A 25,165-nucleotide genomic window follows, 5' to 3' on the forward strand; every position below is an offset into this window, starting at 1 on the left:
TTAGCGCTTGAGGCCGGCCAAAGCGGCGAAGGCGTTGCCGGGGCGGGCGGGCTGCGGGCGGGCGCGGGTCCGCTGGTGGGTGCCGCGCCAGGCCCAGGCGCCCGATTGCTCGCGGAAGCCGACCTCGGCCATCAGCCGGGCGAGCGTGTCCTCGGGCAGGCCAAGCGAGGTGGCGAGGGTGCGGTCTACCGGGTCGAGCGCAATCTCTCCGCCGGCCTTGTGCGCGGCGCGGGCCTGGTGGGCGAAGGCGGCGAGGCGATCGGCGAGGTCGACCCGCAGCCACAGCTCGCCGAACCGGCGATAGGCGAGCGCGGCGCCGAGCCGGTCGGCATCGGCGGGGAGGACCGAGGCGCCGGGGCGGGGCAGGGTCGGCATCGGCTGGCCCGAGCGGACCGCGACCAGTGCCGCCCGCCAGCGCTGCGCCTCGGGCTTGAGCAGCGAGGGGGCGAACACGTCGAGCGCGCCCAGCCGAACCTTCAGTTTGTGCAGCGCGGCGCGCATCGGGCGGTCGAGTTGCCCGATCGGCTCGGCCAGCGCCTTGCGCGGCAGGAGCCCGCCGGCGTCGGCCAGCATCGCGGTCAGCGCGCGCACCGGCGGGCCATAGTGGCGGTCGGAGGAAGCGGCGGTGAGGCGGGCGAGGTCGCCGACGTGGCGCTTCACCTGCCGTTCGAGCCACGCCTCCATATGGGCGCGAAGCTCGGTCCGGGCCGGGGCGGACAGGCGGTCGAGCGAGCGGACGGTGCGCAGCGCAGGCTCGGTCAGGCTGCGGCCGGGGGCGAGGCGGGCGAGGAGATGGCCATCGGCGCTAATGCCGATGTCGCCGCCCGCCGGCGCGAACAGGGTGAAGCGGGCGTCGTCGCCGGCGCACAGGTCGCGGGCGCGGCGATCCAGCTCGTCGCCCAGCCGGCGTTCGGCGGCGGCGAGCAGCAGGCGCTTGTCGGCGAGGCGCGCGGTCGGATCGACCTTGAACTCGAATCCGGTGAGATGGCCGATCGGCTCGGGCCCGACGCTGACCTCGCCGTCGGCGGCGACCGTGACGGGCAACGCATCGGCCCCGCGCGCGCCGATGTCGCGGACCAGCACGGCGGTGCGGCGGTCGACGAACCGCTGGGTCAGCGCGGCATGGAGAGCGTCGGACAGCCGCGATTCGACGTGGCGGGTGCGCTCGGCCCATTTGGCCGGCTCGGCCAGCCAGTCGGCGCGGTGGGCGATATAGGCCCAGCTGCGGACCCCGGCGAGGCGGTCGGCCAGCGCCTCGATATCGCCCGACACATTGTCGAGCCGGCTGACCTCGGCGGCGAACCAGTCGTGGCTGATGTGGCCGCCGTCGGCGATATAGTTGAAGATGCGGCGGACCATCCGGGCATGGTGCATCGGCCCGACCTTGCGGAAATCGGGCAGCCCGCACGCCGCCCACAGCCGCCGCGCGACGACGCCTTTGCGGTCGGCGACGGCGGGATCCTCGGCCAGCGCCTTCAGCACCGCGAGGTCGATCCCCGGCGGGGCGGGACGGAGCAGCGGATCGTCGCTGCGCGCCTCGAGGCTGTGGATCAGCGCGCCGACGTCGGTGAAGTCGAGGTCGGCCGAGCGCCAGTAGAGGTTATCGAGCGGACGGAAGCGATGCTCCTCGACCGCGTTGATCTCCTCGTCGGTGAACGCCGGACCATTGTCGCCGCCGAGGCCAAGCGTGCCGAAGGTGCCGTCGCGCTGGTGGCGCCCGGCGCGGCCGGCGATCTGCGCCATTTCGGGGATGGTCAAGCGTCGTTCGCGGCGGCCGTCGAACTTGTCGAGGCCGGCAAAGGCGACGTGGGCGACATCCATATTGAGGCCCATGCCGACGGCGTCGGTGGCGACCAGATAATCGACCTCGCCGCGCATGAACATGTCGACCTGGGCGTTGCGGGTGGCGGGGCTCAGGGCGCCCATCACTACCGCGGCGCCGCCCTTGAAGCGGCGCAGCATTTCGGCGAGCGCATAGACCTGCTCGGCCGAGAAAGCGACAATTGCCGAGCGCGGCGGCAGGCGCGACAGCTTGGCCGCGCCGCCGTAGCGCAGGGTCGAGAAGCGTGGGCGGCTGACGATCTCGGCCTCGGGAATGAGCTGGCGGACCAGCGGCCTCAGGCTGGCGGAGCCGAGGATCAATGTCTCCTCGCGGCCGCGGGCGCGCAGCATGCGGTCGGTGAAGACGTGGCCGCGCTCGGGATCGGTGCCGAGCTGGGCTTCGTCGATCGCGCAAAAGGCGAAGTCCTTGGGGCCATCGGTGCCGCCGGGGACCCCCGATGGCAAAGGGACCGGCATGCTTTCGGCGGTGCACAGCCAGTAGCGCGCGGTCGGCGGGACGATGCGCTCCTCGCCGGTCAGCAGGGCGACCTTCGATTCGCCCTTCAGCTTGACGACGCGGTCGTAGACCTCACGCGCCAGCAGGCGCAGCGGGAAGCCGATGACGCCCGACGAATGGGCGCACATCCGCTCGATCGCCAAGTGGGTCTTGCCGGTGTTGGTGGGCCCGAGGACGGCCCTGACAATGCCGTCGGAACGCCCGGCCATGAGGCTCATGTTGGCAGGAACGGAGCCGGGCGCAAGTGTGTCCGGCGCGACACCCCCTCTCGTTTATGCTGAGCGAAGTCGAAGCACGTCGGCGCCCGCGCCCTTCGACTTCGCTCAGGGCGAACGAGGAGGAGGGAGAACCACCTTAGCGCCGCGTTAACCTTGCCGCGCGACAAGGGGCGCGATGTTTCAGCCGCCCCGCCCGCTGGTTGCTGCCGCTGCCCTTCCGAGCTTTGGAAGAGCCGCCGCGCTGCGTCCGCCAGAGCCGCCGTTCAGCCTGGTGGTCGATCTCACGCAGGATCCGTTCAGCCGCCGCTGGTGGCGCGGGGCGGCGACGCTGGCCGCGCTGGTCGCGGGGGTGGCGCAGCTTGCACCGCCGATCGAGGCGCTGCCGGTGGGCCCGGCACCCGTCACGGGGCCCGACCAGGCGCGGCAGGAAGCGGCGCTGGCGGTCGGCGCGCTCGCTTATGGCTCGAACACCGGTCTGACCCTGAGCGAGGGTCCGCGGGCACGGCCGATCGCCGCGGCCCCGGCCCGCCAATTGCGCGCGCTCAGCCTGATCGTTTCACCGGGTGACGAGCTTGCCCGGCTATTACAGCGCAATGGGGCACGGGCGTCCGACGCGCTGCAGGCCGCCGCGCTAGCCCGAGGGCAAGGGGCGCTTCCACCGGCGGGAACCACGCTGACCGTGCAACTGGGCGCGCCCGATGCGGCGGGCAGCCGCGGGATCGACCGTCTTTCCTATCGCGCCCGGCTCGACCTCGAGCTGGTGATCAGCGCCGGCTCCGGCGGCGGACTGAGCGTCGAACGGCGCCAGCTCGGGCTCGACCGGACGCCGCTGCGGATCCGAGGCAGCGTCGGCGGCGGGCTCTACTGGGCGTTGCGCTCGGCCGGCGCCTCCCCGACTCAGGCGGCCGACTATCTCGGCGCGATTGGGGGGAGCCTCGACGTCGGCAGCGAGGTGATGCCGGGCGACCGGTTCGAACTGGTGGTGGCGCAGGCCCGGTCGGCGGACGGGCGAACGGTGGCGGGCGGGCTGCTCTACGCCGGGCTCGACCGCAGCGGCGGGAACGACCTGTCGCTGGTCCGGGTACCGCTCCACGGTCGGCTGCAATGGATCAGCGAGAATGCCTCGCCCGAACCGGTGCAGAGCGGCCTGCTGGCGCCGGTGTCGGGACCGATCACCTCGACCTTCGGGGCGCGGATGCACCCGATCCTGCGCTTCACGCGGATGCACAACGGGATCGATTATGGCGCGAGCTGGGGCAGCCCGATCGTCGCCGCGGCCGACGGTCAGGTGGTTCGCGCCGGCTGGGCCGGGGGCTATGGCCGCCAGGTGCGGATCGCACACGCGGGCGGGCTGGTCACCAGCTACAGCCACATGAGCCGGATCGTCGCGGGCGATGGCGGCACCGTGCGGCGCGGCGAACTGATCGGCTATGTCGGATCGAGCGGCCTGTCGACCGGACCGCACCTCCATTACGAAGTGCTGCGCAACGGAGCCCCGGTAAACCCGCTGGGCGTGACCCTGGTCAGCCGGCCGGTGTTCGACCAGGGGCTGATGGCCGCGGTCAGGGCCCGGGCCAAGGCGCTGCGCGGGTTGTGAAGACGACACTCGGCTTGCCCTTGGGTTAATTCGGACTTAACCTTTCCTCCATTGTCGTGACTTCCTGTCGGAACGTCGGACCGCGGATAAAGGAATCGATATGGGCAAGTTCCTGGCGTTGAGCGCCGCAGCGGCGCTATTGACGAGCGCAGCGCCGGCGGCTGCTGCCGACTTCTCCTATGCCGGAACCCTGGCTGGCCCCAACAGCGTCCAGCTCACCACCTTCGTGGTCGGAAGTCCGTCCACCGTCACGTTTCGCACCTATTCCTTCGCCGGCGGGACGAACGCCGCCGGGACGGTGATCGGCCGCGGCGGATTCGATCCGATCCTGACCCTGTTCGACTCGAACGGCCTGCTGATCGACGAGAATGACGATGGCGAATCGAATGTCGGCACCGACCCGCTCACGAGCGAACGCGCCGATTCCTTCCTCCGGGCGCTGCTTGGCCCCGGAAGCTACACGGTCGCGCTGAGCGCCTTTTCCAATTTCGCGAACGGCCCAAATCTCTCGAACGGGTTCGAGAATGACGGTTCGTTCGACGGGCGCAGCAGCGCTTACGCCTTCGACATCCTGGGGGTGAACAGCGCGGTTCAGGTCGGCGCGGTTCCCGAGCCCGGCACCTGGGCCCTGATGCTGGTCGGCTTCGGCGCGATCGGTGCTTCCCTGCGCCGCCGCCGGCGGGTCATCGCGGTTGCCGCGGCCACCTGACAGCCAGGACTTCCGGTTGCTAGGTTGTTAACTTAGGCGTAATTATGCGCGGCTCGCAGGGGAGCCTCGCCAATGACACAGCTCGTCGTCATTGCATGCCTTGCCTTCGATCACCGTGCACCCGCCGATGATGTGCAAAGGTTCAAGGCGTGTCTTCTCCAATGTCCGCAAGTGGAGCGGGCGATGGAGGTGTGCGGCACCTTCGATCTGATCATCGAGGGGCGCTGCTCGGACATCGCCAACTATACCAGGGGGATGGAGCGGTTGCGCAAGCCGCTGTCACAACTGGTGTCGCGGATCGAGACCAGCTTCGTGTCGCGGACCATGGACCGGCCCTCGTCGGTCGAGGAAGACGGCGGCGCGATCTGGCTTCCGTGTCATGACGGCCGGCGCCGGGTGGAACACCGCCAGATCGACAAGATCGTCGCCGAAGGGGACTATATGCGGGTCCATGTCGGCAACTGGAGCTGCCTCGTCCACGACACCATGTCGCACCTCGCCAAGGCGCTGGCCGGGGCCGGCTTCGTCCAGCTTCACCGCTCGTGGCTTGTCCGGATCAGCTTCATCGAACGGCTGGTCCATGACCAGCGGCGATGGACGGCACGGCTGATGGACGGAACGACGGTCAGCGTCGCCAAAAGCCATACCCAGGACGTGCTGGCGATCATCTCGGGCGAGTCGTCGAAGCCCGGGGGCCATTCGGCGATCCGGAGCGAGGTTGGCGAAAGGTCGGACGAGGTGAACGAAAACCTGCTGAAGCTGACCTCCTGAAGTGCGACCAGAAGTCCCGGAGGCGCAATCGGGCGCCCATTTCCGGGAGGCACCAATGGAAAGCCGCAAGTTCGCTTGTCTGACCGCAGCCGTCGTCATGGGGCTCAGCGTCGTTGGTATTGCCGGCGCGTCGGCGGCAGTGGCGCCACCCTTCGAGGATGTCGTCATCAAGGGCGACCGGATCGATCCCGAGCTGCAGCGGACCGTCAGATATGGCGACCTCAACCTCGCTTTCGCGCCCGGGCAGCGGGTGCTCAAGGCCCGGATCCTGCGCACCGCGCATGGCCTGTGCTGGGACCTCAACGGCCTGTACGGCGTCGATAGTTGCACAGACCTTGCGATCGACAGCACCGAAGGTCAGGTCGCGCAGGCGATCACCCGGGCCAAGCGGCAGATGGCCGGGCTTCCGGTCGGTCCAGCGATCGCGATCACCATGGTGATCGGCGGCCGCTGACGGTTCGAGCAAGGGGGCGGGAAGGGGGATCGCCACGGCGGTCCCCCTTTTCACGCGGACTGCGATCGGGGCTTAGCGCCCGTGGCCGCGCCAGCGCTTGACGGTGCGGTTGATGATTTCCGCCTCGCCGCCGGTTTCGCGCCACAGCGACGCGAAGCTCGGGTCGCTCGAGGCCGGGCGCTTCTCGGGCTCGAGGTCGTCGAAGCGGACCCGGATCGGGATCGCGACGCCTTCGCCGCAGACGATGCATTCGCGGTTGCGGAGCGCCGGAATGGCGTCGAGGAAGCCGCGCGCGCCTTCGGGCATGGCGGCGCGGACGCAGGCCTGGTCGCGTTCGTTGTTGAGGCGCATGGCGATGATCGTGCCGCACTGCGACAGCACGCCTTCGGCAAGGTCGGACGGGCGCTGGGTGATCAGGCCAAGGCTGACGCCATATTTACGGCCTTCCTTGGCGATCCGCTCGAGGATCTTGCGGACCGCCTGGACCCCGTTGTTCTCGTCCTTGGGGACGTAGCGGTGGGCTTCCTCGCAGACCAGCAGGATCGGGCGCTGCGCTTCGGTGCGTGACCAGATGGCATAGTCGAACACCATCCGGGCCAGCACCGAGACGACGACGCTGGTGATGTCAGACGGCACGCCCGACACGTCGACGATGGAGATCGGCTTGCCGTTGGCGGGCATGCGGAATAGCCGGGCGATGAAGCTGCCCATGCTGTCGGTAATGTTCATGCCCGAGAACATGAAGGTGTAGCGCGGGTCGGCCTTGAGTTCGTCGAGCTTGGTCTTCAAACGCTGGTAGGGCGTGGTGTCGCCCGCTCGGTCGAGCTTGCCCATTTCGGCGACGATCACGGCGTTCAAATCGGTCAGCAGGTAGGGGATCGGCGAATCCACCGTCACCTTGCCGAACTGCTCGGAGAATTTGTTCTTGGTCCGCGCGGCGAGCAGGCATTTGGCGAGGATGTCGGCGTCGCGGTTGCGCTCGGCCCCGTCGGTGGTGAGCAGCACCTCGCAATGCTCTTCGAAATTGAGCAGCCAGTAGGGCAGCTGCAGATTGTCGACGTTGAACAGTTCGCCGCAGCCCTTGAAGGCGGCCGAATATTCGCCGTGCGGGTCGATCATCACGATATGCCCCTCGGGGCTGTAGTTCGAGATGCGGTGGAGGATTAGAGCGACCGAGGTCGACTTGCCGGTGCCGGTGCTGCCGAGGATCGCGAAGTGCTTGCTCAGCATCGGGTCGATGTACAGCGCGCCGCGGATGTCGTCGGTCGGGTAGACGGTGCCGATCTCGACGTGGGCGCTGTCGGACGCGGCGAAAACCTGGCGAAGGTCGTCGGTGGTGACGGGATGCACTTCGGCGCCGGGGATCGGATAGCGTGTGACGCCGCGGCGGAAGCCGCTCATCCCGCCATTCTGGTCGCGCGTGCCTTCGCCGAGGAAGTCGATCGCGGCGATGATCCGGCCCTGGTCGTCGGCGCGCATGGTGCGGACGTTGGCGATCAGCCAGCTCTTGCCGACCGCCATCTTGACTTGGCTTCCGACCTGGCCGGACATCGCCACCGAGGGGTCGGAGTGATCGGCCAGCGCCAGCAGCAGGGCCGGATCGAACCGCGCCTGCGAGCCCGAGCCCGCGATATCGAGCACCGACCCGATCGGCTCGTGCTTTTCGCGGACGATAGGCGGGCGGCTGCCGACCGGCTCGTCTTCGGCGTGGCTGGTCAGTTCGTCGATCAGTTGCTTGAGACTGGCATTATCTTCCATGGTCGTTCCGAACGCTCCCCACAAATTCTGGAGAGCGGTCTAGTCGAAACGCGGTTAAGATTTTGCTCTAGCTGCGCTGTCCGAACAGGGCGGCCGCGCCCCAGCCAAGGCCGAGGCTGAGCAGCACCGCGGCGAGGCCATAGAGAAAGGCGTGGCGCCGCGCCGCGGTGGCGATGAAGCGCTCGAACCCCGTCTTGCGGACCTCCACCTCCTTGGTCGCGGCGGCGATCACCTTGCCGCGATCGATCAGGAAGGTCTCGGTCTCGTAGGTGCCGATCGGGACCTGGCTCGGGATGACGATGCGGGCGCGGTAGAGGACGCCGTCGCTGATCTCCACGCCGTTGCTGTTCTCGGCATAGAGGCCTTGGCGGGCGCGCAGTTCGAGCAGGCCGTTCTCGAACCGCTGGGCCTTTTCGGGCTGGGCGCCGCCGCCGGGCGAGAGCTGCAGGTTGCCGAGGCCGAGTTCATAGACCGCGGCGGTCCGTTCCCCCACCACCTGCGCCAGCGGGCGGTTGGAAGCGACGGCATAATAGCTGGGCGCCGACACGAAGCGGTGGCTGTCGGCGTTCATCCAGATGCCGGCGATCTTCTGCTTTTCGCGGACGATCATCGGCTGGACCGGGCCTTTCAGCACCACCACCACGTCGAGCGGCCGGGTCGGGGTGCGGCCGCCGGGATAAAGAATGGCGCCAAACAGCAGCAGTTGCGCCCCGGTGAAGCTGTAGCGGATCTCGATCGCGCGCGCGGAGATGTCGGGCACCAGGCGCGGGCCGGCCTGTCCCATCAGCAAAGGCGCCAGCAGCGCCGCGAAGAGCAGCCGCAGCTTCACAGATATTCGATCGAGAAGATTTCTTCGGGGCGGTAGGTGAGGCCGAGTCCCATCCGCAGCGCCACGGCGAGGATGATGATCGCCAGGCTGAAGCGCAGCAGGTCGGGCTTCAGCCGGGTGGTCAGCCGCGCGCCGTATTGTGCGCCCAGCACGCCGCCCGCCAGCAGCAGGGCGGCCAGCACGATGTCGACCGACTGGGTGGTGAGGGCATGGATCATGGTGGTGGCGGCACTGACCGCGAGGATCATCACCAGGCTGGTCCCGACAACCACCCGCGGCGCCATGCCGAGCAGGTAGATCATCGCCGGCACCAGGATGAACCCGCCGCCGATCCCGAGCAGCACGGTGAGGATGCCGGCAACGAAGCCGAGCGCGAGCGGGGCCAGTGGGGAAAGGTAAAGACCGCTGGCATAGAAGCGCCAGCGGAACGGTAGGGACGCGACCAAACGGTGGTGGCGGCGGCGCGGCGCTTCGGTCTCGGCCGGTTTCCACCAGCCGAGCGCCTTTACCGCGTCGCGTAGCATCAGGGAGCCGATCGACCCCAGCAGCAGGACGTAGAGGAGGCCGATCAAGACATCGATCTGCCCGCTCGCCTGCGCCAGGCGGAACAGGCCGGCGCCGGCCAGGCTGCCGACCAGCCCGCCGGCGATCATCACCAGCCCCATGCGCAGGTCGACCCCGCCGCGCTTCATGTGGGCGAAGACGCCCGACACGCTGGCGCCGGTGATCTGGGTGGTTGCCGAAGCGACCGCGACGCTGGGCGGGATGCCGTAGAAGATCAGGAGCGGCGTGGTCAGAAATCCGCCGCCGACCCCGAACAGTCCCGACAGCACGCCGACCAGTCCGCCGAGCGCCACGATGAGCAGCGCGTTGACGCTCATGTTGGCGATGGGGAGGTAGATATCCATGAGGCGGGGCAGCGATAGCGGATAGGGCAGGGCAGGCAAAGGCGGCTGGACCCCCTTGTCGCCCTTGGCGTTCTCTCCCCGCACCTTTAGGCCGGAGCCCCATGAGCCTTCGCATCCTCCTTACCCCGCTGTTCGCCCTCCTCGCCGCCGCCTGCGCCACCGTGCCGCAACGGGCGGTCGATCCGGTCCGGCCGGGGTTTGTGATTGCCGCCAACCCGCTGGCGGCCAAGGCGGGAATGGACGTGATCCAGCGCGGCGGCAGCGCGGCCGATGCGGCGGTGGCGGTGCAGGCGGCGCTGAGCCTGGTCGAACCGCAGTCGAGCGGCCTCGGCGGCGGCGCCTTCATGACCTATTATGACGCCCGCACCGGCAAGGTGGTGGTCTATGACGGGCGCGAGACCGCCCCGGCCGGCGCCTCCCCGACCATGTTCATCGGCACCGACGGCAAGCCGCTGCCCTTCGCCACCGCGGTGCTGAGCGGAAGGGCGACCGGCGTGCCGGGTGCACTGCGGATGCTGGAAACGGTGCAGCGGGCGCATGGCCGACTGCGCTGGTCGGAGCTGTTCGAGGGAACGGCGGTGCTGGCCGATCAGGGCTTCACCATCAGTCCGCGGCTCGGCCGGATGCTAGGCGGCGACTTTCCCCAGCTGACCGCACCCGACGTGGTGAAATATTTCAGCAAGCCCGACGGGACCAGGCTCAAGGTCGGGGACATGATCCAGAACCCGGTCTACGCCCGCTTCCTGCGCCGGCTGGCGAGCGGCGGGGCGGACGTCCTCTACAAGGGCGAGACCGCGGCCAGGATCGTCGAGCGGGTGCGGCAGGGGCCGTTCGAATCCTCGATGACGATGGCCGACCTCGCCCGCTATCGCCCGATCCGGCGCGAAGCGCTGTGCCGCGCATGGCAGGCCTACACCGCCTGCGTCCCGCCGCCCCCGTCGAGTGGGGTGTCGACTCTGCAACTGCTGGCGATGCTCTCGCGCACCGACATTGCAGCGCGCGGGCCGAGCGATCCGCAGGCTTGGTACCTGTTCGCCGAAGCCTCGCGCCTGATGTACGCCGACCGCGACCGCTACGTTGCCGATCCGGCGTTCGTGAAGGTGCCGGTCGAGGGCTTGCTCGACCCCGCTTATGTCGCCTCACGAGCGGCGCTGATCGGGCCGTCGGCAGGGCCGCCACCGGTTGCCGGAACCCCGCCGGGCGCGGTCGCGTCTGGTACCGACCGGACGCTGGAGCCGGCCGGGACCAGCCATTTCATCGTCGGCGACAGCGCCGGCAACGTGGTCAGCATGACCACCACGGTGGAAAGCATCTTCGGATCGGGCCGGATGGTCGACGGCTTCTTCCTCAACAACCAGATGACCGACTTCAGCTTCTCGCCGACCGAGGCCGACGGGCGGCCGGCGGCCAATGCGGTGGCCGGGGGCAAGCGCCCGCGCTCGTCGATGACCCCGCTCATCCTGCTCGACGGCCAGAGCCGCTTCGCCGGGGCGTTCGGAAGCCCGGGCGGAAGCGCGATCCTGGCTTATGTCGGGAAGACCATGACCGGCGCGATCCTGTGGAAGCAGCCGATGCAGGCGGCGATCGACCTCCCCAATCTCGTCGCACGCGGCGGCAGCTTCGGCGGCGAGGTGGACAAGTTTCCGGCCGGCGTGGTCGCCGGGCTCGCCGCGCGGGGCGTGGCGCTGAAGCCTGGCCAGGGCGAGGACAGCGGCGTCCATGCGGTGATGATCCGTCCCGACGGCAGCATAGACGGCGGCTACGACAAGCGCCGCGAAGGCGTGGTGCTGGTCGACGAGAAGCGCACGCCAGTCAGGCGTTAGAGCCGACTGCCTCGGCAAGAGTGGAAAAGCGGGTGGTGGCAAGCCGCTCGACCAGCCCGCGCGCCATGTCGCGGGCGATGCCCGGGCCTTCGTAGACCATCGCCGAATAGAGCTGGACGAGGTTGGCGCCCGCGCAGATCCGACGCCATGCGTCGTAAGGGGTCGCGATGCCGCCGGCCGAGATCAGCGGCACCTGCCCGCCGGTGACCGCGTAGAACGCCTTGAGTTGGTGCATCGCGAGGCTGGCGAGCGGAACGCCCGACAGGCCGCCGGTCTCGTCACGATGGCGTGACGACATGGGCGGACGACTGACCGTAGTGTTGGACACGATGATCCCGTCGATCCCGTGATCGGCGACCGCCCGGACGATTCGGATCGGGTCGCCCTCGTCGAGATCGGGCGCGACCTTGAGGAACACGGGCGGGTTGGCGAACGCGACCTGCCGCGCCTCGCGCACCGCGGCCAGCAACTCGCCCAGCTCGCCACCTGCCTGCAGATTGCGTAGCCCCGGCGTGTTGGGCGAGGAAATGTTGACCGTCAAATAATCGGCTACCGGTGCCATCCGCCGCACTCCCTCGGCATAATCGCGGATGCGGTCGGGGCTGTCCTTGTTGGCGCCGATGTTGACCCCGACGATCCCGCGGCCCCGCCGCGCCTGGAGGCGACCAAGCGCCGCGTCCTGGCCGCCGTTGTTGAAGCCCAGGCGGTTGATCACCGCGCCATCCTCGACCAGCCGGAACATACGCGGCTTGGGGTTGCCGGGCTGGGGCTTGGGGGTCAGCGTTCCGACCTCGACGAAGCCGAAGCCATTGCCGAGCATCGCCTCGAACACCTCGGCGTCCTTGTCGTAGCCTGCCGCCAGCCCGATCGGCGAGGGAAAGCGAAGCCCCGCCACCTCGCTCGCCAGCACCGGGTCGAACGCTGGTGGCTTGCGGACCGGAAGCGCCTTCAGTCCGGCGATGCTGAGCCGGTGCGCGCGTTCGGCATCGAGGCTGAAAAACAGCGGGCGGAGGAGGGGGTAGAGAGCCATGACTTCCCGCTGTTGGTCGAACAATCGTGTCTCCGGCCTTGAGCCGGGGTCCGGTCCCTTGCAAGAAGCAACCCGCCGGCCGGGTGTAACCCCGGCCCGACCAACCGGAAAGGTCCGCCTTGAAGCACCTCCTTCTGCTCGCCTCCACCGCGCTGCTGGCCGCCTGCGCCACCACCACCCCCGATCCGCTGATCGCGCCGCCGCCCGAGGCCGCGCCGCAGGAAACCGCTGCGCCCGCACCGGCGCCGATCCCGGCGCGCAATGCCGAGCTTGCCGCTTTCTTCGAGGAGTATGACAAGGCCGACCTCGCCCTGTCGCCGCTGAGCAAGGCCTATCGCGGGATCAAGGACGCCGATTACGGCAAGTGGGACGAGGTCGGGGACGCCGCCGACGAGCGCAACCGCCAGCTCGACCAGCGCTTCCTCGCCGATCTGCGCAGCCGCTTCCCGCGCGGGTCGCTTAGCCCCGACGACCAGCTGAGTTACGACCTGTTCGAATATCGCATCGCGCGGAGCGAATCGGTCCGGCCGTATCGCAAGAACGGGCTGGTGTTCGACCAGATGAACGGCGCGCAAAGCGACGGGCCGGCGTTCCTGATCAACATTCACAAGGTCGACAGCGTCTCGGACGCCGAGGCCTATGTCAGCCGCATCTCGGCCATCGCCACCTTCCTCGACCAGTCGATCGCCGAGGCGAAGGCTCGCGAGGCGAACGGCGTGCTGGCGCCCAAATGGGTCTATCCCTACGTCATCGCCGACAGCCGCAACCTGATCCGCGGCGCGCCGTTCGACGGCGGGGAGGACAACGACCTGTGGGCCGACTTCAAGGCCAAGGTCGGCAAGCTCGACGCCGACGCGGCGACCAAGGCGCGGCTGCTGGCGGCGGGACGCACTGCGATGGTGCGCGACCTCAAGCCCGCCTACGGCCGGGTGATCACCGCGATGCAGGCGCAGCAGGCCAAGGCGGGGACCAACGACGGCATCTGGCGCTTCGCCAATGGCGCGGCCGAATATCAGGCGCGGACCAAGTTCTACACCACCACCGACCTGACGCCGGATCAGATCCACGACCTCGGCCTGGCCCAGGTCGCGCGGATCCACGGTGAGATGACCGCGCTCAAGGACCAGACCGGATTCAAGGGATCGCTGCAGGACTTCTTCAAGTTCATGCGCGAGGACAAGCGCTTCTATTACCCGAACAATGCGGCGGGTAAGCAGATGTACCTCGACGAGAGCCTGAAGGCCCAGGCGCAGGTCCAGGCCGCGCTGCCGCGCTTCTTCGGGCGGCTGCCTAAGGCGCCGTTACTGGTCAAACCGGTCGAGGCGTTCCGCGAGAAGAGCGCGGGCAAGGCGTTCTACCAGGACCCGCCGCCCGACGGCTCGCGCCCGGGCACTTACTATGTCAATCTCTACGATATGAAGGACATGCCTTCGACCGAGGTCGAGGCGCTGTTCTGCCACGAGGGCATCCCCGGCCACCACCTGCAGGGCGCGCTGCTGAGCGAGCTTGGCAAGGGCGAGGTGCCGCCGTTCCGCCAGTTCAGCGGCTATACCGCGACCGACGAGGGCTGGGGCCTCTACGCCGAGAAGCTGTGCAAGGAGATGGGCCTCTATCAGGACCCCTATCGCGACTTCGGGCGGCTGCAGCTCGAGCTTCACCGCGCGATCCGGCTGGTGGTCGACAGCGGCCTCCATCACAAGCGCTGGAGCCGCGAGCAGGCGATCAAATATGTCGAGGACAATAGCGCCGACGCCAAGGGTGGGATCGTCAAGGCGATCGAGCGCTACGTCGTCTACCCCGGCCAGGCGACCGCCTACATGATCGGCAAGCTGAAGATCGAGGAGCTGCGGGCGAAGGCCAAGACGCAGCTTGGCGCGCGTTACGACGACCGCCAATTTCACGACACGATCCTGCTCGCCGGATCGATGCCGCTCAGCATGCTGGAAACCCGCGTCGACGAGTGGATCGCCCGGACCAAAGCCTAGGCGCTGCGCGGTTGAAGAATGGAGTGTTTCGGCCTAAATAGGACCGGAACACTCCACTATGCGATTGACCCACCTCGCCGACTATGCGGTCGTGATCCTGACCGCTGCCGCCGCCCGTTCGGGTGACGAGCGGTTGAGTGCGTCCGCGCTCGCTGCCGATACCGGCCTGCCGTTGCCAACGACGCAGAAGGTGCTGGGCAAGCTTGGCACGGCGGGTCTGCTCAGCGCGACGCGCGGGATCGGCGGCGGATTTGCCTTCAGCCGCGCGCCGGACACGATCACGCTGGCCGACATCATCGAGGCGGTCGAAGGGCCGATCGCGATGACCCAGTGCAGCGGCTCGGACGAGGTCAGCGACTGCGCGCTCGACAGCCGCTGCAAATTGAAGCCGCACATGAACATCGTCAGCCGGACCGTGCGCGACGCGCTGGCCGGAGTCACCCTCGAGCAGTTGGCGCGCGAGCGCAGCTTGGAAACCGCATGACCGAACAGACCGCAATTCGAAACCAGGAAGCCCATGAGGCGGCGGAGAAGCTCGCCACCTACGAATGGGGCTTCGTCAGCGACATCGAATCCGACTTCGCGCCCAAGGGGCTGAACGAGGACACCGTCCGCTTCATCAGCGCCAAGAAGGGTGAGCCCGAGTGGCTGCTCGAATGGCGGCTCAAGGCCTATCGCGCCTGGCTGACGATGGAGGAAGTCGACTGGGCCAAGCTCGACATTCCGGCGATCGATTACCAGGATGCTTATTATTACGCCGAACCCAAGAAGCGGCCGACCATCGCGTCGCTGGACGAGCTCGATCCCGAAATCCGTCGCACTTACGAGAAGCTTGGAATTCCGATCGAGGAGCAGAAGGTGCTCGCCGGGGTAGAGGGCGCGCGCAAGGTCGCGGTCGATGCCGTGTTCGACAGCGTGTCGGTCGCAACCACCTTCCGCGCCGAGCTGGAACGCGCCGGGGTCATCTTCCGCTCGATCTCCGAAGCGGTGAAGGAATATCCCGATCTCGTCCGCAAGTATTTGGGCAGCGTGGTGCCGCAGCGCGACAATTACTTCGCCTGCCTCAACAGCGCGGTCTTTTCCGACGGGACTTTCGTCTACATTCCCGAGGGCGTCCGCTGCCCGATGGAGCTGTCGACCTATTTCCGCATCAATGCGGAGAATACCGGCCAGTTCGAGCGCACCCTGATCGTCGCCGACAAGGGCAGCTACGTCAGCTATCTCGAAGGCTGCACCGCGCCGATGCGCGACGAGAACCAGCTCCACGCCGCGGTGGTCGAGATCGTCGCGCACGACGATGCCGAGGTGAAGTATTCTACCGTCCAGAACTGGTATCCCGGCAATGCCGAGGGTGTCGGGGGTATCTACAATTTCGTCACCAAGCGGGCGATGTGTTCGGGCAAGAATTCGAAGGTCAGCTGGACCCAGGTCGAGACCGGCAGCGCGATCACCTGGAAGTATCCGAGCTGCATCCTCAAGGGCGACGGCAGCGTCGGCGAATTCTACTCGGTCGCCCTGACCAACAACCGCCAGCAGGCCGACACCGGCACCAAGATGGTGCATATCGGCAAGAACACCCGCTCGACCATCGTGTCCAAGGGCATCAGCGCCGGCCGCAGCGACAATACCTATCGCGGGCTCGTGCGGGTGCTGCCGGGCGCCGAGAACGTCCGCAATTTCACCCAGTGCGACAGCCTGCTGCTGGGCGACCAGTGCGGTGCCCACACCGTGCCCTACATCGAGGTCAAGAACCCGACCGCGACCATCGAGCATGAAGCGACCACGTCCAAGATCAGCGAGGACCAGTTGTTCTACGCCATGGCCCGCGGCCTCGACCAGGAAGCGGCGGTGGCGCTGATCGTCAACGGCTTCGCCCGCGAGGTGCTAAAGCAGCTGCCGATGGAGTTCGCGGTCGAGGCGCAGAAGCTGTTGGGGATCAGCCTCGAGGGGAGCGTGGGGTGATCCTCGCCGCTTTCAGCTTGATGGCTGCACAGGCGGTGGCCCCGGCGTCGCCTTCGAGCGACGTGGTCGTGACTGCCCGTCGCTTGCAGGCATGGCGCGGCAAGGCAAACGCCAATGCTCGTGGCAGCCGTTGCCGGACGACCCAGTCGACCGGCGACAAGGACCTTGATCACATTGCCTGCGACAGCATGCGCTGGTGCATGGGGACGATGCAGGGGCAGGCCGCAGCTTTGGCCGAGCGCGGCATTGCTGCCGACGTGCGGCAGCAGCGTCAGGCTACCCTCAACGCGGGTCTGACGACCTGCATGACCGAACAACATGAGCGGCGCGTTTCCGATCTCCTCGATCGCCGCGTCGCCGCAAGGATTGAAGCCAGTGCTAAGAATTGAAGATCTCCACGCGACCGTCGCCGAGAAGCCGATCCTGAACGGCCTCACCCTGTCCGTTCCGGCAGGTGAGGTGCATGCGATCATGGGGCCGAATGGCGCCGGCAAGTCCACCCTTGCCTACGTGCTCGGCGGGCGGCCGGGGTATGAGGTGACCGGCGGTTCCGTCACACTCGACGGCACCGACCTGCTGGCGCAGGAACCGCATGAGCGCGCGGCGGCCGGGCTGTTCCTCGGCTTTCAATATCCGGTCGAAATCCCCGGCGTCTCCTCGATGCAGTTCATTCGCGAAAGCGTGAACGCGCAGCGGCGTGCGCGCGGCGAGGCCGAGCTGTCGGGCGCCGAATTCATCCGCCTCGCCAAGGCCGAAGCGGGCGAACTCGGCATGGACGTCGACATGCTCAAGCGGCCGGTCAACGTCGGCTTTTCGGGCGGCGAGAAGAAGCGCGCCGAGATGGTCCAAATGGGGATCATGCGACCCAAGTTCGCGGTGCTCGACGAGACCGACAGCGGGCTCGACATCGATGCGCTGCGGATCGTCGGCGCGGGCATCAACCGCATCATGCGTGCGCCCGACAAGGGCGTGCTGCTGATCACCCACTACCAGCGCCTGCTCGACTATGTGCAGCCCGACCGCGTCCACGTGCTGACCGCCGGACAGATCACCCGTTCGGGCGGTCCCGAGCTGGCGCACGAGTTGGAGCGCGGGGGCTACGCCGAGGTCGCATGAGTGTCGCCACCCTCCCCACCCGCAAGGACGAGGCGTATCGCTACGCCGACCTGTCGGCGCTCGACCGCGTCTGGCACGGCCTTGCGCCCGCCCGCCGGATCGACATTCCGGCCGGTGAGCAGGACAGCCATGTCCTCCTCGTCAACCAGGATAGCGTCGAGGTTCACCGGGCCGAGATCGTGCTCCGGCCCGGCGCGTCGCTGTCGCTGTTCGTGCTCAACGGCGCGGCTGAATATGGGCGGGTCGAGGTCGATGTGACCGTTCGAGACGGCGCGCACTTTGCGCTCCACGCCGCCAACATCGCCGGCGGCAAGGCGACGCAGGAGATCGTCACCGTGGTCCGCCATGAGGAGCCCAACGGCACCTCCAACCAGGTGGTGCGCAGCGTGCTCGCCGGCACCTCGACCGGCTCCTACCTCGGCAAGGTCGCGGTCGCGCGGCATGCGCAGAAGGTCGACGGCGAACAGTCGGTCAAGGCCATGCTGCTCGACCGCGGCGCGACCGCCAATTGCAAGCCCGAGCTCGAAATCTACGCCGACGACGTGAAGTGCGCGCATGGCGCGAGCGTTGGCGAGCTCGACCCCGACCAGCTGTTCTACGCCCTGTCGCGCGGGCTCGATCCGGCCAGCGCCAAGGCGCTGCTGCTTGAGGGCTTCGTGATGCAATTGTGGGACGACGCGCCGGAGGATCGCCGCGAGGAACTGATCGCCGAAACACGCCGACTGCTGCGCGAGGTGGCGCGGTGAACGTCCAGTCCGCCATCCATACGCCGCTCGATGTGCGCGATCAGTTCCCGGCCATCGCCGGCTGGCATTATCTCGACAGCGCCGTGTCCGCGCAGAAGCCGCAGGCGGTGATCGACGCGATCGCGAATGCTTATTCCCGCGACTACGCAAGCGTCCACCGCGGGGTCTACCAGCGCAGCGCCGACATGACGTTGGCTTATGAGGCCGCCCGCGCCCGCGCCGGCAATCTGATCGGCGGCGCGGCCGAGGAGACGATCTTCACCCGCGGCGCGACCGAGGCGATCAACCTCGTGGCGTCGGTCCTGCCGAAGGAGGGACGCAACCGCGTTCTCCTGTCGGCGCTCGAGCATCACAGCAACATCGTGCCGTGGCAGCTGGCTGGCTACCAGATCGACGTGGTGCCGCTGACGTCCGATGGCCGGATCGATCTCGATGCTGCCGAGGCGATGATCTCGGACGATCACCGGGTCGTTTCCCTTGCGCATGTCTCGAACGTGCTGGGCTCGGTCCTCGACGCCAGGCGTGCGGCTGAGATCGCCCATTCGAAAGGGGCGCTGCTGCTGCTCGACGGCTGCCAGGCGGCCCCGCGCGTAGCGATCGACGTCGCGGCCAGCGGGGCCGACTTCTTCACCTACTCGGGCCACAAGCTGTACGGGCCGACCGGGATCGGCGTGCTGTGGGGCCGCAAGGCGCTGCTCGAGGCCATGCCGCCGTGGCAGGGCGGCGGGGCGATGATCGACCAGGTCAGCTTCGAACGCACTACCTTCATGCCCCCGCCGCAGCGGTTCGAGGCGGGCACCCCGCATATCGTCGGCGGAATCGGCCTCGCCGCCGCGATCGACTGGGTCGAGGGCATCGGCGTCGAGCGGATCCATGCCCATGAGGCCGCGCTGGTAAGCGAATGCCGCGACGCGCTGCGCGGCCTCGGCTTCGTCCGCCTGTTCGGCCCCGAGGACAGCGCCGGGATCGTCAGTTTCGAGGTCGAGGGCGTGCATCCGCACGACGTCGGCACCATCTTGGACGACGAAGGCGTGGCGATCCGGGCCGGGCATCATTGCGCCCAGCCGCTGATGCAATTGCTCGGCGTTCCCGCCACCTGCCGGGCGAGCTTTGCCGCTCATTCGGGCAGCGACGACATCGAGGCCCTTGTTGCCGGCCTCAGGAAAGTGAAGCGGATCTTCGGATGAACGAACAACGCAAGATCGAGACCAAGGAAGTTGACGCGGTCACCCCGCCGCCCAGGGCGCGGGTCGAGCTGGAGACGCCGGCCGAGACGTTCGAGCGCAAGCGCGACTATCTGGCGGGCTTCCTTAACGAGCAGCCTGCCGCGGCGCCGGTGGGCGGTTCGGGCAGCGATCTGCAGGCGGCGATCGTCGAGACGCTCAAGACCATCTACGATCCCGAAATACCGGTCGACATCTATGAGCTCGGCCTGATCTACGACGTCAGTGTGACCGACGACGGCGACGCGACGGTGCTGATGACCCTCACCACCCCGCATTGCCCGGTCGCCGAATCGATGCCGGGCGAGGTGGAGATCCGCGTGCTGTCGGTGCCGGGCGTCCGCGACGCCGAGGTCAAGCTGGTGTGGGATCCGCCGTGGGACCCGTCCAAAATGAGCGACGAAGCGCGGCTCGAACTGGGGATGCTGTGATGGCCGAAGCAACCACTGCCGTTCGCCGCCCCCGCCCGGCCGCGATCACGCTGACCCCCGGCGCCGAGCAGCGTGTCGCCAAGCTGATGGCGCAGGCGCCGGCCGATGCGATCGGGGTCAAGCTGTCGACCCCGCGCCGGGGCTGCTCGGGCCTTGCTTACTCGGTCGACTACGTCACCGCCGAGGACAAGTTCGACGAGAAGATCGATACGCCCGGCGGGACCTTCTACGTCGACGGCGGGTCGATCCTGTATTTGATCGGATCGGTGATGGACTGGCGCGAGGACGACTTCACCGCCGGCTTCGTGTTCGAGAATCCCAACGCCAAGGGCAGCTGCGGCTGCGGGGAAAGCTTCACCGTCTGACCTTCGGCGTGGTATAAGCTTCGGCAGGAGGACCCTGTCATGCGTGCCTTTGTCATCCTTGCCGCGCTGCCGCTGCTTGGCGCCGCCTCGCCCGCGCCTGTGCGCCCCGCCGCGCCGATGCCGATCAGCAATCCTTATGCCGACGAGCGCTGCCCCGAAACGCCGATGAGCCTTGCCCGCAAGCAGGGCGAACGGCTCGGCCCGCGCAAGCTCGGCGACCTGCCGCCGGCCCAGACCTTCATGGCGGTGGATCGCCGCGTCGCGGGCTGCGCGGTGCCGATGACGATGGGCGAACTCAGGCGCTAGGCGCGGCTTTCAACCTAACCTCGATCATGATAGCGTTTGAACTTCCCCGTCGGGAGGTCGACATGGCACGCATGGTGCAGATGGGCTTTGCCCTTGTCGCGTACGCCGTATTCTTCGCCACTTTCCTGTATCTGATCGCCTTCGTCGGCGATCTGCCGATAGTCCCGGTCACGGTCGATCGCGGTCCCGAGGCAGCGCCGGGAATCGCGCTCGCCGTAAACCTTGGCCTGATCGCGCTGTTCGGGCTGCAGCATAGCGCCATGGCGCGGCAAGGATTCAAGCGTTGGTGGACCGGGATCGTCCCGCCGGCCGCCGAGCGCAGCGTCTACGTGCTCGCCGCGAGCCTGATGCTGATGCTGCTGTTCTGGGGCTGGCGGCCGATGACCGCGACCATCTGGCAGGTCGATAACGCCATCGGGGCGGCGGCGCTCTGGACAATATTCGCGGCGGGCTGGGCAATCGTCCTCCTGAGCACCTTCCTGATCAATCATTTCGAGCTATTTGGTCTTCAGCAAGCGTGGTTTGCGCTGCGCGATCGCGCGGCAGCGGCGCCGCAGTTTCGGCAGCCCTTCTTCTACCGCTTCGTCCGGCACCCTCTCTACAGCGGCTTCTTTCTCGCTTTCTGGGCGACGCCGCACATGACCGCCGGGCACCTGCTGCTCGCCGCCGGCATGGCGGCGTGGATGTTGCTGGCGATCCGCGCCGAGGAAAAGGACCTCGTTGCCGTGTTCGGACCCGAGTACGAGGAGTATCGCGCCCGCGTCGGTATGCTAGCCCCGGGGATCGGCCGGACGAAGGTCCCCCGAACGGCGATCCCGGCGGAGTAACAGCGGGCGGTCGCTGCCGGGTTGCGTTGGGGGTGCACAGTTTGCCCTGCACCCGCTAAGGGCGGGCGCATGTCCAAGATGTTCCGAATCTCGCTTCCCGACGGCACCGTGCGGGAGATGCCGGCGGGCTCGACCCCGGCCGACGTCGCCGCGGCCATCGGCCCGGGTCTAGCCAAGGCCGCACTCGCCGCGCGCGTCAACGGTGAAGTGCGCGACATCATGCGCCCGTTCGAGGAAGATGCCGAGCTCGCGCTGATCACCGCGCGCGACGAAAAGGACGCGCTGGAGCTGGTCCGTCACGACTATGCCCACGTCCTCGCCGAGGCGGTGCAGAAGCTTTATCCGGGCACCCAGATCACCTTCGGTCCGGCGACCGATGACGGCTTCTATTACGACTTTGCGCCCGCCGCCGACCGTGGTCCCTTCACCGACGAGGACCTGCCGGCGATCGAGGAGATGATGCGCAAGGTCATCGCCGCCGACGAGCCGCTGATCCGCGAAGTGTGGAAGCGCGAGGACGTCCGCGACTTCTTCGCCCGCACCGGCGAGACCTTCAAGTCCGAGTGGGTGATGGAACTGCCCGCCGACCAGACCATCACCATGTATCGTTCCGGCAATGGCGACGACGCGTGGATGGACCTGTGCCGCGGGCCGCACCTCGCGAGCACCGGCAAGCTCGATCCGCAGGCGTTCAAGCTGACCCGCGTGTCGGGCGCTTACTGGCGCGGCGACCCCAAGAACCCGATGCTGTCGCGCATCTATGGCACGGCGTGGCTCAACAAGAAGCAGCTGGCCGAGCATCTCACGCGGCTGGAGGAAGCAGGCAAGCGCGACCATCGCAAGCTGGGCCAGGCGATGGACCTGTTCCACCTTCAGGCCGAGGCGCATGGCAGCGTCTTCTGGCACCCCAAGGGCTTCCTGATCTGGCGGCAGCTCGAGGCCTATATGCGCCGCAAGCTCGACGCCGCCGGTTATCTCGAGGTCAAGACCCCGCAGGTGATGGACGCCCGCCAGTGGGAGAAGTCCGGCCACTGGGGCAAGTATCGCGAGAACATGTTCGTCATCCCCGACGAGGTGCCCAACACCGAGGACGAGGGGCCGCTGGTTAGCGACGACGCCGAGTGGATGGCTCTGAAGCCGATGAACTGCCCGGCCCACGTGCTGATCTTCAAGCAGGGCATCACCAGCTACCGCGAGCTGCCGCTGCGGATGGCCGAGTTCGGTTGCTGCCACCGCAACGAGCCGCACGGCGCGCTGCACGGGATCATGCGGGTGCGCCAGTTCACGCAGGACGACGCGCACATCTTCTGCCGCGAGGATCAATTGGTGCAGGAGGTCCGCGATTTCTGCGACCTGCTCGACGGCATCTACCGTGACCTTGGCTTCGACAACTATGCGGTGAAGCTGGCGCTGCGTCCGGACAAGCGCTTCGGCAGCGAGGCGATGTGGGACCAGGCCGAGGCCGAGCTGCGTGAGGCGGTGGTCTCCAGCGGCCGGGCGACCGAGGAATTCGGCTGGGAAGAACTGCCGGGAGAAGGCGCTTTCTATGCGCCCAAGCTCGAGTTCCACCTGACCGACGCGATCGGGCGGACCTGGCAGGTCGGGACCATCCAGTCGGACCGCGTGCTGCCCGAGCGGCTCGACGCCAGCTATGTCGCGGAGGATGGCGAGCGGCATCGCCCGGTCATGCTCCACCGCGCGATCCTCGGCACGTTCGAGCGCTTCATCGGCATCCTGATCGAACATTATGCCGGCAATCTGCCACTGTGGCTGACGCCGGTGCAGGCGGTGGTTGCGACCATCGTGTCCGACGCCGACGGCTACGCCAATGAGGTGGCGGCGACGCTGCAGAAGGCTGGTTTCCGGGTCGAGGCCGACACGCGCAACGAGAAGATCAACTACAAGGTGCGCGAACACAGCCTGGCCAAGGTCCCGCTGCTGCTCGTGGTCGGCAAGCGCGAGGCGGAGGAAGGCACCGTCGCCGTCCGCCGCCTCGGCAGCGAAGAGCGCCAGCAGGTGCTGAGCCTCGACGAGGCGATCGCCATGCTGCGGGCCGAGGCGACCCCGCCCGACCTCAGGTGACCATCCGCCGCGGCATGCCGGCCGACGTGCCGCGCGCGCTGGAGATCTGGCGCCGCGCCGTGGACGCGACGCACGGCTTCCTCACTCCTGAGGACCGGGCCGAGATCGACGCGATGGTCGCGGCGGAATTCCTGCCGAAGGCCGAGCTGTGGCTATCGGTCGATGCCGCCGATCGCGCGGTCGGGTTCGTCGTACTGGACGGTGAGGAGATCGACGCGCTGTTCGTCGATCCGGCCGACCATGGCCGCGGTCACGGGACCGAGCTCCTCAACCATGCGGTCGCGCTGGGAGCGACCCGGGTCGAGGCCAGCGAGCAGGCCGATAATGCCTTGCCCTTCTATCTGGCGCGCGGCTTCACGGTCACCGGACGATCAGAGCGCGACCCGCAGGGCCGGCCCTATCCGCTGGTTCAGCTTCACCTGGTGGCGGGCGACTGACCCCTGTCGCGACTGCCCGCCACTGTGTCGAAATAGTTGTGCATGGTCAGCAGCCGGCCGTCGTCGCGGGCGCGGATCGCGGATCGGGCGGCCTCCGCCTCCTCGCCGATCCGGACCAGCCGCTCGAGCGTCGGGGCGGCATAGTCGCAGCGCTCGTTGGGACGGGCCGAGCGGCAGCGATCGAGGCAGGTGTCGATCAGTTCGGGCACGCGGCGTTCGCAGCTGATCATCAATTGCGCTTCTTCAGGCGTCAGCGCGGCCGATTGCCGCTCGGCCAGCAGCGCCGCTATCCGTTCGCGCGCGGTCCGGGCCTGCTCTCGCTGGCGGCGGTCGAGGTGCGAAGCGAGGCGGGCCCAGCGCGGGTCGGGGATGGCGGAGAAGCCCGGCACACCTTGGGTGAAACTGGCTGCGAAGCCGCGCGCGCTGCGCATCAGGTTGCGCGCCAGCCGAATCCCGAGCCACACCATCAGGACGGTGAACAGCAGAAAGAACAGCAACAGGCCGCCAAGTAGCTCGAGCATCGTAATCCTCTCCCGAGCACCCTATGTAGGAAAGGTCCGCACGGGCGACGAGGGGTCGAGGCTGACGCCACGCCGCCACAGGGCACCACAAAATGCACGGGTCAGCGCCCTGCCTCTTTCCACGTGGCAATGAAGCGCCTAGCTGGCACCCTCGTCCAATTACTAATGGAGATTGCGTTATACGTCCGCCAATGAGGCGCCCTCTGGCGCCGCCCCAACTTTCCGGTCCTCGCTACAACGAGTTCATCCAGAGCCAGAAGGTGCGGGTGATCGACGAGAATGGCGAGAATCTTGGCGTGATGTATACACGTGAAGCGATCGAGCAGGCGGCCGGGGTCGGCCTCGATCTGGTCGAGATCAGCCCGAACGCCGATCCGCCCGTCGCCAAGTTCCTCGATATCGGCCGCTTCAAGTATGAAGCCCAGAAAAAGGCCAACGAGCAGCGCAAGCGCCAGAAGACGCAGGAGATCAAGGAGATCAAGATGCGTCCGAACATCGACGACCACGACTATGAGACCAAGATGAAGAAGGTCGTCGAGTTTCTGGGCGACGGCGACAAGGTCAAGGTCACCATGCGTTTCCGCGGTCGCGAAATGGCGCACGGGCAGCTCGGCATGGCGGTGCTTCAGCGGGTCGCGGCGGAAACCGCCGAAATCGCCAAGGTCGAAGCCCATCCGCGGATGGAGGGCCGTCAGATGTTGATGGTCATCTCGCCCAAGTAAAACTGCG

Annotated in this window: 25 protein-coding genes; 19 read left to right on the forward strand and 6 right to left on the reverse strand. The window is 67.8% G+C overall.

Annotated features, from left to right (window positions below; translation table 11 throughout):
- A complete protein-coding gene (locus tag M1K48_RS10455) occupies positions 1–2,547 on the reverse strand; it encodes a helicase-related protein (protein ID WP_249455038.1) in 2,547 nt (848 codons plus the stop codon).
- A 184-nt stretch (positions 2,548–2,731) separates the two neighbouring features.
- On the opposite strand from M1K48_RS10455, the gene M1K48_RS10460 reads away from it, so the two are divergent.
- From M1K48_RS10460 to M1K48_RS10475, 4 genes are all read left to right on the forward strand, one after another.
- Complete coding sequence (locus M1K48_RS10460; protein ID WP_249455040.1) at positions 2,732–4,153, forward strand: M23 family metallopeptidase; 1,422 nt, start codon at positions 2,732–2,734, stop codon at positions 4,151–4,153.
- Positions 4,154–4,253: 100 nt separating this feature from the next.
- Positions 4,254–4,862, forward strand: a complete 609-nt coding sequence (locus M1K48_RS10465) for a DVUA0089 family protein (RefSeq protein WP_249455042.1) — start codon at positions 4,254–4,256, stop codon at positions 4,860–4,862.
- A gap of 72 nt (positions 4,863–4,934) precedes the next feature.
- Entirely contained in the window at positions 4,935–5,633 is a 699-nt protein-coding gene (locus M1K48_RS10470) for a LytTR family transcriptional regulator DNA-binding domain-containing protein (RefSeq protein WP_249455043.1), read from the forward strand.
- A 55-nt stretch (positions 5,634–5,688) separates the two neighbouring features.
- Positions 5,689–6,087 carry a UrcA family protein gene (locus M1K48_RS10475; RefSeq protein WP_249455044.1) on the forward strand — a complete coding sequence of 133 codons (399 nt, stop codon included), beginning with the start codon at positions 5,689–5,691 and terminating at the stop codon, positions 6,085–6,087.
- A 72-nt stretch (positions 6,088–6,159) separates the two neighbouring features.
- Here M1K48_RS10475 and M1K48_RS10480 read toward each other — a convergent pair whose 3' ends face one another.
- The 3 genes from M1K48_RS10480 to M1K48_RS10490 form a co-directional block, all read right to left on the reverse strand.
- Positions 6,160–7,845 carry an ATP-binding protein gene (locus M1K48_RS10480; RefSeq protein ID WP_249455046.1) on the reverse strand — a complete coding sequence of 562 codons (1,686 nt, stop codon included), beginning with the start codon at positions 7,843–7,845 and terminating at the stop codon, positions 6,160–6,162.
- Between the two features lie 67 nt (positions 7,846–7,912).
- Positions 7,913–8,674, reverse strand: a complete 762-nt coding sequence (locus tag M1K48_RS10485; protein ID WP_406696659.1) for a TIGR02186 family protein — start codon at positions 8,672–8,674, stop codon at positions 7,913–7,915.
- Positions 8,671–9,582 (reverse strand): sulfite exporter TauE/SafE family protein, encoded by a 912-nt coding sequence (locus M1K48_RS10490; RefSeq protein ID WP_249505233.1) that lies wholly within the window; start codon positions 9,580–9,582, stop codon positions 8,671–8,673. Before M1K48_RS10490 ends, M1K48_RS10485 begins: the two co-directional genes overlap by 4 nt.
- Positions 9,583–9,683: 101 nt before the next feature.
- On the opposite strand from M1K48_RS10490, the gene M1K48_RS10495 reads away from it, so the two are divergent.
- Positions 9,684–11,405, forward strand: coding sequence for a gamma-glutamyltransferase family protein (locus tag M1K48_RS10495; protein ID WP_249455047.1), 1,722 nt, complete (start codon positions 9,684–9,686; stop codon positions 11,403–11,405).
- Here the strand turns inward: M1K48_RS10495 and M1K48_RS10500 are convergent.
- Positions 11,395–12,435, reverse strand: coding sequence for a quinone-dependent dihydroorotate dehydrogenase (locus M1K48_RS10500; protein WP_249455048.1), 1,041 nt, complete (start codon positions 12,433–12,435; stop codon positions 11,395–11,397). The two genes, M1K48_RS10495 and M1K48_RS10500, sit on opposite strands and share 11 nt — an antisense overlap.
- 119 nt (positions 12,436–12,554) lie before the next feature.
- On the opposite strand from M1K48_RS10500, the gene M1K48_RS10505 reads away from it, so the two are divergent.
- From M1K48_RS10505 to M1K48_RS10565, 13 genes are all read left to right on the forward strand, one after another.
- Positions 12,555–14,420, forward strand: a complete 1,866-nt coding sequence (locus tag M1K48_RS10505; RefSeq protein WP_249455049.1) for a DUF885 domain-containing protein — start codon at positions 12,555–12,557, stop codon at positions 14,418–14,420.
- A 58-nt stretch (positions 14,421–14,478) separates the two neighbouring features.
- Positions 14,479–14,904: an SUF system Fe-S cluster assembly regulator gene (locus M1K48_RS10510; protein ID WP_249455050.1), complete on the forward strand. Its 426-nt coding sequence runs from the start codon at positions 14,479–14,481 to the stop codon at positions 14,902–14,904.
- The gene (sufB, locus tag M1K48_RS10515; RefSeq protein WP_249455051.1) at positions 14,901–16,382 is read left to right on the forward strand and encodes a Fe-S cluster assembly protein SufB; all 1,482 of its coding nucleotides are present in this window, start codon (positions 14,901–14,903) and stop codon (positions 16,380–16,382) included. Before M1K48_RS10510 ends, sufB begins: the two co-directional genes overlap by 4 nt.
- A complete protein-coding gene (locus tag M1K48_RS10520; RefSeq protein ID WP_249455053.1) occupies positions 16,379–16,771 on the forward strand; it encodes a hypothetical protein in 393 nt (130 codons plus the stop codon). Before sufB ends, M1K48_RS10520 begins: the two co-directional genes overlap by 4 nt.
- Positions 16,758–17,498 carry a Fe-S cluster assembly ATPase SufC gene (gene sufC, locus M1K48_RS10525; protein WP_249455055.1) on the forward strand — a complete coding sequence of 247 codons (741 nt, stop codon included), beginning with the start codon at positions 16,758–16,760 and terminating at the stop codon, positions 17,496–17,498. The genes M1K48_RS10520 and sufC overlap by 14 nt, the downstream gene beginning before the upstream one ends.
- Positions 17,495–18,244, forward strand: a complete 750-nt coding sequence (locus M1K48_RS10530; RefSeq protein ID WP_249455057.1) for a SufD family Fe-S cluster assembly protein — start codon at positions 17,495–17,497, stop codon at positions 18,242–18,244. The genes sufC and M1K48_RS10530 overlap by 4 nt, the downstream gene beginning before the upstream one ends.
- A complete protein-coding gene (locus tag M1K48_RS10535; RefSeq protein ID WP_249455059.1) occupies positions 18,241–19,431 on the forward strand; it encodes an aminotransferase class V-fold PLP-dependent enzyme in 1,191 nt (396 codons plus the stop codon). Before M1K48_RS10530 ends, M1K48_RS10535 begins: the two co-directional genes overlap by 4 nt.
- Positions 19,428–19,898: an SUF system Fe-S cluster assembly protein gene (locus M1K48_RS10540; RefSeq protein WP_249455061.1), complete on the forward strand. Its 471-nt coding sequence runs from the start codon at positions 19,428–19,430 to the stop codon at positions 19,896–19,898. The genes M1K48_RS10535 and M1K48_RS10540 overlap by 4 nt, the downstream gene beginning before the upstream one ends.
- Entirely contained in the window at positions 19,898–20,263 is a 366-nt protein-coding gene (locus tag M1K48_RS10545; protein WP_249455062.1) for a HesB/IscA family protein, read from the forward strand. The genes M1K48_RS10540 and M1K48_RS10545 overlap by 1 nt, the downstream gene beginning before the upstream one ends.
- Positions 20,264–20,302: 39 nt before the next feature.
- Positions 20,303–20,569, forward strand: a complete 267-nt coding sequence (locus M1K48_RS10550; RefSeq protein WP_249455063.1) for a hypothetical protein — start codon at positions 20,303–20,305, stop codon at positions 20,567–20,569.
- A 62-nt stretch (positions 20,570–20,631) separates the two neighbouring features.
- On the forward strand, positions 20,632–21,396 hold the full coding sequence (gene mddA / locus M1K48_RS10555) for a methanethiol S-methyltransferase (RefSeq protein WP_249455064.1): 765 nt from the start codon (positions 20,632–20,634) through the stop codon (positions 21,394–21,396).
- Positions 21,397–21,465: 69 nt separating this feature from the next.
- On the forward strand, positions 21,466–23,478 hold the full coding sequence (gene thrS / locus M1K48_RS10560) for a threonine--tRNA ligase (RefSeq protein ID WP_249455066.1): 2,013 nt from the start codon (positions 21,466–21,468) through the stop codon (positions 23,476–23,478).
- A complete protein-coding gene (locus M1K48_RS10565) occupies positions 23,475–23,915 on the forward strand; it encodes an acetyltransferase (RefSeq protein ID WP_249455068.1) in 441 nt (146 codons plus the stop codon). The genes thrS and M1K48_RS10565 overlap by 4 nt, the downstream gene beginning before the upstream one ends.
- Here M1K48_RS10565 and M1K48_RS10570 read toward each other — a convergent pair.
- The gene (locus M1K48_RS10570; protein ID WP_249455070.1) at positions 23,894–24,436 is read right to left on the reverse strand and encodes a hypothetical protein; all 543 of its coding nucleotides are present in this window, start codon (positions 24,434–24,436) and stop codon (positions 23,894–23,896) included. The two genes, M1K48_RS10565 and M1K48_RS10570, sit on opposite strands and share 22 nt — an antisense overlap.
- Positions 24,437–24,627: 191 nt before the next feature.
- On the opposite strand from M1K48_RS10570, the gene infC reads away from it, so the two are divergent.
- The gene (infC, locus tag M1K48_RS10575) at positions 24,628–25,158 is read left to right on the forward strand and encodes a translation initiation factor IF-3 (protein WP_249455072.1); all 531 of its coding nucleotides are present in this window, start codon (positions 24,628–24,630) and stop codon (positions 25,156–25,158) included.
- The last annotated feature ends 7 nt before the right edge of the window (positions 25,159–25,165 follow it).

The organism is Sphingomonas glaciei (assembly GCF_023380025.1).
Classification (GTDB): Bacteria; Pseudomonadota; Alphaproteobacteria; order Sphingomonadales; family Sphingomonadaceae; genus Sphingomicrobium; species Sphingomicrobium glaciei.

Excerpts from the sequence above, each read along its gene's own strand:
- M1K48_RS10455 (WP_249455038.1), bottom strand. The coding sequence starts at position 2,547 with ATGGCCGGGCGTTCCGACGGCATTGTCAGGGCCGTCCTCGGGCCCACC.
- M1K48_RS10460 (WP_249455040.1), top strand. The coding sequence starts at position 2,732 with ATGTTTCAGCCGCCCCGCCCGCTGGTTGCTGCCGCTGCCCTTCCGAGC.
- M1K48_RS10465 (WP_249455042.1), top strand. The coding sequence starts at position 4,254 with ATGGGCAAGTTCCTGGCGTTGAGCGCCGCAGCGGCGCTATTGACGAGC.
- M1K48_RS10470 (WP_249455043.1), top strand. The coding sequence starts at position 4,935 with ATGACACAGCTCGTCGTCATTGCATGCCTTGCCTTCGATCACCGTGCA.
- M1K48_RS10475 (WP_249455044.1), top strand. The coding sequence starts at position 5,689 with ATGGAAAGCCGCAAGTTCGCTTGTCTGACCGCAGCCGTCGTCATGGGG.
- M1K48_RS10480 (WP_249455046.1), bottom strand. The coding sequence starts at position 7,845 with ATGGAAGATAATGCCAGTCTCAAGCAACTGATCGACGAACTGACCAGC.
- M1K48_RS10490 (WP_249505233.1), bottom strand. The coding sequence starts at position 9,582 with ATGGATATCTACCTCCCCATCGCCAACATGAGCGTCAACGCGCTGCTC.
- M1K48_RS10495 (WP_249455047.1), top strand. The coding sequence starts at position 9,684 with ATGAGCCTTCGCATCCTCCTTACCCCGCTGTTCGCCCTCCTCGCCGCC.
- M1K48_RS10500 (WP_249455048.1), bottom strand. The coding sequence starts at position 12,435 with ATGGCTCTCTACCCCCTCCTCCGCCCGCTGTTTTTCAGCCTCGATGCC.
- M1K48_RS10510 (WP_249455050.1), top strand. The coding sequence starts at position 14,479 with ATGCGATTGACCCACCTCGCCGACTATGCGGTCGTGATCCTGACCGCT.
- sufB (WP_249455051.1), top strand. The coding sequence starts at position 14,901 with ATGACCGAACAGACCGCAATTCGAAACCAGGAAGCCCATGAGGCGGCG.
- M1K48_RS10530 (WP_249455057.1), top strand. The coding sequence starts at position 17,495 with ATGAGTGTCGCCACCCTCCCCACCCGCAAGGACGAGGCGTATCGCTAC.
- M1K48_RS10540 (WP_249455061.1), top strand. The coding sequence starts at position 19,428 with ATGAACGAACAACGCAAGATCGAGACCAAGGAAGTTGACGCGGTCACC.
- M1K48_RS10545 (WP_249455062.1), top strand. The coding sequence starts at position 19,898 with ATGGCCGAAGCAACCACTGCCGTTCGCCGCCCCCGCCCGGCCGCGATC.
- M1K48_RS10550 (WP_249455063.1), top strand. The coding sequence starts at position 20,303 with ATGCGTGCCTTTGTCATCCTTGCCGCGCTGCCGCTGCTTGGCGCCGCC.
- mddA (WP_249455064.1), top strand. The coding sequence starts at position 20,632 with ATGGCACGCATGGTGCAGATGGGCTTTGCCCTTGTCGCGTACGCCGTA.
- thrS (WP_249455066.1), top strand. The coding sequence starts at position 21,466 with ATGTCCAAGATGTTCCGAATCTCGCTTCCCGACGGCACCGTGCGGGAG.
- M1K48_RS10570 (WP_249455070.1), bottom strand. The coding sequence starts at position 24,436 with ATGCTCGAGCTACTTGGCGGCCTGTTGCTGTTCTTTCTGCTGTTCACC.
- infC (WP_249455072.1), top strand. The coding sequence starts at position 24,628 with ATGAGGCGCCCTCTGGCGCCGCCCCAACTTTCCGGTCCTCGCTACAAC.